Here is a 4484-nt window from a genome sequence, read left to right as displayed (position 1 = left end):
CCTTTGCCAATAATGTTAAGGAATATTTCGCCAACAGCATCAGCCATGGAACAGAAATGTACGCTAATCAAACCTGGCTTTCAACAGTTGCTCAAGAACAAAGCTGTTCATCTTGAATAGCTGCGTGACAATCAGCTATTCAAGATGAACAGCTATAGTGCGACACGCCACCCGTGTTAAAAAACGCCTTAGGTCTTAGACGATAGTATTTATCTTCTACGTCTTGTGATTGCTCATCATATGGATAGCTAAGGACTTCTTGCAACTCTTTAACTAAAGTATAGTCACCCTGCATGGCTTGTTGGTACGCAGGGGCAATCAACCACTCTCGCCATGTGTATTTAGGGTTCGTCTGTTTCATCTTTGTCGATATCTCAGCCAAATTGCCGTCGTTAATGACGAGGTCGCGCCAGCTTTTTAGCCAAGATTGCCATTGTTCATCGAGTTGTGGTGAAGTTTTAACGTAGAAGCTTTTTTTCAATGCTGAGATATCATCTGGTATATGGGATAACTCGCGGAAGAAAATGGTGTAATCTACCTCTGAGTCAGTCATTAACTGCATCAATTTTTCAAATAGCTTTGGGTGATATTCAGTCAAGCCAAGTTTGTCCGCCCACATTTTTTGGATTTGTTTTTGCATGGCTTCTGAAAAGCCGCGGCCTACTTGGTCGAACTGTTCTAACGCTTCAGCATCTTCTGTAAGTAGCAGTCTCACTGCTTTCCAAAACATGTAATAATTTGCTTCTGCTGCAATGGGCTGATTGAAGAATGAAAAGTGCTCGCCGCCACCAGTCCAAGGTTGAAACCAAGGGTCAAATTTTTCACAAAATCCGAAGGGTCCATAGTCTAGGGTAAAGCCTCCAGCAGCGCAGTTGTCACTGTTAAAATTACCCTGGCAATAACCAACACGTAGCCAATTAGCCACCAGTGAAGTGAGACGCTGGTGAAATAGCTTAGCCAACTCAACTAGTTGATCGGCAAAACCAAGGCTTTGATTAATGTCGCTTTTGTACTCTCGCTCAATTAAGTGCGACACTATCATGCTCAACTCTTCTAAGGCTTTTGGATGAGCATTGCTGCGAGTGCGGCGGGCAAATAACTCTAGCTGACCAACGCGCAAAAAGGAGGGTGCAACGCGAGTTGAAATGGCCACAGGATTGTCCACCAAAACATCAGGGTCAATAGAGTAGGAGTCTTGAGAATACCAAGGCCGGGTAACAGTCTCAGATTTAGAAACATACAGTGTCAAAGAGCGCGATGTTGGCACAGCTAACGCTTGCATATAGTCTTGCGCTAGAAACTCACGCACACTTGACCGGAGGACAGCACGCCCGTCGGCACCCCGGCAATAAGGCGTTGGGCCGCCCCCTTTCAATTGCATTTCCCAGCGCTGTCCATTGATGATTCCTTCAAATACAGATATTGCTCGACCATCGCCATAACCATTACCTGTACCAAATGGACATTGTTGGGTATATTCGGTGCCATAAATCGACAGGGCATAACCCGTCGCCCAGCCCACCTGACGCATCGGCTCATGGGCAGCAGAGAGATCACCAGAAAATACACGGCGAAATTTTTCATTAAGCGCCAGTCCATCGCTCAACCCAAGTTCCTTAAAAAAAGTGCGGCTATGAGCTACATATTCTGGGTCTGCAAGCGGCGTGGGTGTCACAGGCACGAAATGACCAGAAAAAACCTGGCGGGCCCGGTGATCATCACCATCTCCAGTGGCATCAGGATCGGCATTTAAGGTATCCATCAGAGAATAATTCGCCAATTGCACAAACTCATCGAAGGTCGTTACACAAGGTTCAGCAGAGGGTTTAGATGGATATGACATTTTTGCTAGCGCCGATATGTCGGGAAGGATTCATATTTAATTGAGGACTTTCCAGAGGCTAACATATTAAATGTGAAGCATGTATGAGAAGTATAAATATTTGACTACTTTACAAAACTTTACATCGTGATAAATTTTGCGCGTATCTTGTCTTTACCCCGAATTCAGGAGTCAGAAGCCAGAATGAACACTTTCTGTATCCGCTTTCCACAGCGCACCTCTAGAAAACCCTCTAGCGAAGAGTAGTTTTGCACCACTCCTCTTTGCCACTGCCGGGAAACGAGATTGTAGACTTGCACGGCTTTGTTGCGATGCCTACGGCGGGCGGTTACGCCATCGCCACATCTGCGATCGCCGCCCGCACCTCTGCCCTTGTACAACCGCTCTCCACAGCCTACGATTGCTCACCTTGGGGTGATGCATTCATGTTGAAGGGCGAATGTGTCCAATTTGTTCCCAAAATCTAGCTGGTGCTAGCTATGTTAGTCGCTCGTTGGACAATACTTCTCGGTTAAGGGCAAAAGCAGGGTAAAGTGATAATTGTTCTCCAAAAAGTGCGAGCGTCCAAACTGTTGCAGTTAAAAGATTTCTCCTTAATCACGCCAACGCTAGAAGCAGAGTTGATATTCAAAGCGATAGAAACAGTGATTTCTCCATCCGTGATTAGACAAACTCTATCAGAGACAGACAGTTATGAAGAGCGATCGCGGAAATTGCCATCTGGGTTGGTAGTGTGTCTAGTAATAGCGATGAATCTATGGTCATCAGATGCAATGGGAGATGTACTAAAAAATCTGGTGAATGGACTAAGTAGAGAGTGGACGCGACTAGGGCAGTATTGGAAAGTACCAAGTAGTTCTTCCATCAGTGAAGCAAGACAGAGGTTGGGATGTTGGGCAATGAGTCGGTTGTTTCACAAGATAATTAGACCATTAGCGACACCACAAACGCCGGGAGCATTTTTAGGAGGACTGCGAGTGATGGCAGTAGACGGTACGGTTTTTGATGTGCCAGATAGTACTGCCAATGCCAGAGTATTTGGATATCCAGGGAGTAGAAAGGGAACTAGAGCTGCTTTCCCGAAGGTACGTTTGGTATTGTTAGTGGAGGCGGGAACTCATCTGATTGTTGATGCCTTAATGTGTCCCTATCGTATCGGTGAGAGAGTGCGAGCTTTAAAACTACTACGAAGCTGTGGTCAAGGGATGCTCCTAATGTGGGACAGAGGGCTACATTCTTATCGGATGGTTCATGCTACTCAAAATCGTGGATGCCAATATCTTGGACGAGTTCCGAAGAATGTTAAATTTCCAGTAGAAAAAGTTTTAGAAGATGGCTCATATCTGTCGTGGATTGCTCCAGACCGCAAGTCCAAAGACAAAGGTGGAAAACAGATTCAGGTTCGGGTCATAGAATACACTATTGACTGCGAGAATGGACAACAAACTTATCGTCTCATTACCAGTTTGATGGATATTGCTTTGTTTCCTGCTTTGTTGTTAGCCACAGAGTATCATCAGCGTTGGGAAATCGAAAATACTATTGATGAGCTAAAAACCCATCTTAATGGGCGTAAAACTCCCATCCGTTCTCTCAAACCCCGTGAAGTTGTTCAAGAAATTTACGGTTGGCTTCTCAGCCATTATGCAGTTCGCACTTTAATGTTTCAAGCCGCGAGTGCTGCTGAAATATCTCCATTACGTTTAGGTTTTACTGGTACTCTCAAAGTCAAACGCCTGTGCTATTTCTGATTTTCAAGATGCTAATAGTGAGCAACTACCCTTTTTTTCTCCAAGCTGATTCTGGAAATTTTGGAGCAAAAAATCCCTCAAAGACTTGGCAGAACAAATCCCAGAGTAGTCAAAAAACCTCGTTCTAAGTTTCCGTCTAGAAAACCAATCCACAGAGGAGCGGGTACTCAACACCAACCACTCACTTTTTTTATTCTCAATACTGCTTAATTCTTAACCGAGAAGTATTGGCTCGTTGGATTGGTTCAGTTGCTGCAAGCAAAGGATAATTTTTTCTGTCTAGATAGCAGGCTTGTTAACTAGTAACAACCCGGCGTTGCATCTGTCTGGAATAATTGCAGATATTTGCTTACACAAGTGGCTAAACGGTTGCTTTACATAGCGTGCCAACTAGAAGCCAGAGAGCGGATTTCTTGAAGTTCTGATGGAGAGAGCCGCTCCAAGTTACGCAGTATTTGAGTCATGCGTGGCTGTTTTTTAAGCAAGTCATAATGACGAGCAAGGAAGTCCCAGTAAAAAAAGTTGAAAGGACATGCATTTTCAGTGGTGCGCTCACGGGGATTGTAAATACAATTGCGACAGTAGTCGCTCATATTATTGATGTAGTTAGCAGAAGCAGCATAAGGTTTAGAAGCAATCATTCCACCATCAGCAAACTGTCCCATACCAATGACATTGGTTTGCATCACCCAATCGTAGCCATCAATAAAGGCGGCATGAAACCAGTCCTCAAGTTCTTGGGGGGAGATACCTGCAATCAAAGCAAAGTTGTTCAACACCATCAGGCGCTGAATATGATGAGCATAACCTATTTGTTTAACCTGAGTAAGAATTTGGTGCAGACAATTCATCTGTGTATCGCCAGTCCAATAAAAAGCAGGCAGTGGATG

2 protein-coding genes and 2 pseudogenes are annotated in these 4484 nt (G+C 44.6%); 2 read left to right on the top strand and 2 right to left on the bottom strand.

The features are described from left to right. Positions 1-139: 139 nt before the first annotated feature. The gene (locus H6G26_RS38955) at positions 140-1843 is read right to left on the bottom strand and encodes a protein adenylyltransferase SelO family protein (protein WP_190737151.1); all 1704 of its coding nucleotides are present in this window, start codon (positions 1841-1843) and stop codon (positions 140-142) included. A 248-nt stretch (positions 1844-2091) separates the two neighbouring features. On the opposite strand from H6G26_RS38955, the gene H6G26_RS38950 reads away from it, so the two are divergent. Both H6G26_RS38950 and H6G26_RS38945 read left to right on the top strand, forming a co-directional pair. Continuing rightward, positions 2092-2310 (top strand): hypothetical protein, encoded by a 219-nt coding sequence (locus H6G26_RS38950; RefSeq protein WP_190737150.1) that lies wholly within the window; start codon positions 2092-2094, stop codon positions 2308-2310. Positions 2311-2505: 195 nt separating this feature from the next. Then, a pseudogene (locus H6G26_RS38945) lies at positions 2506-3643 on the top strand (IS4 family transposase). Between the two features lie 325 nt (positions 3644-3968). Here the strand turns inward: H6G26_RS38945 and H6G26_RS38940 are convergent. Beyond that, positions 3969-4484: pseudogene (locus H6G26_RS38940) on the bottom strand (cryptochrome/photolyase family protein); the annotation flags it as partial.

The sequence above is a fragment of the Nostoc sp. FACHB-888 genome, from assembly GCF_014696655.1.
Taxonomy (GTDB): Bacteria; Cyanobacteriota; Cyanobacteriia; order Cyanobacteriales; family Nostocaceae; genus Nostoc.
Note: the sequence above shows the minus strand (reverse complement) of the source record. Positions and strands in the feature narration are given on the sequence as shown.

What these genes read in the sequence shown, in the direction of transcription:
- H6G26_RS38955 (WP_190737151.1), bottom strand. Translation starts at nt 1,843, where the DNA reads ATGTCATATCCATCTAAACCCTCTGCTGAACCTTGTGTAACGACCTTC.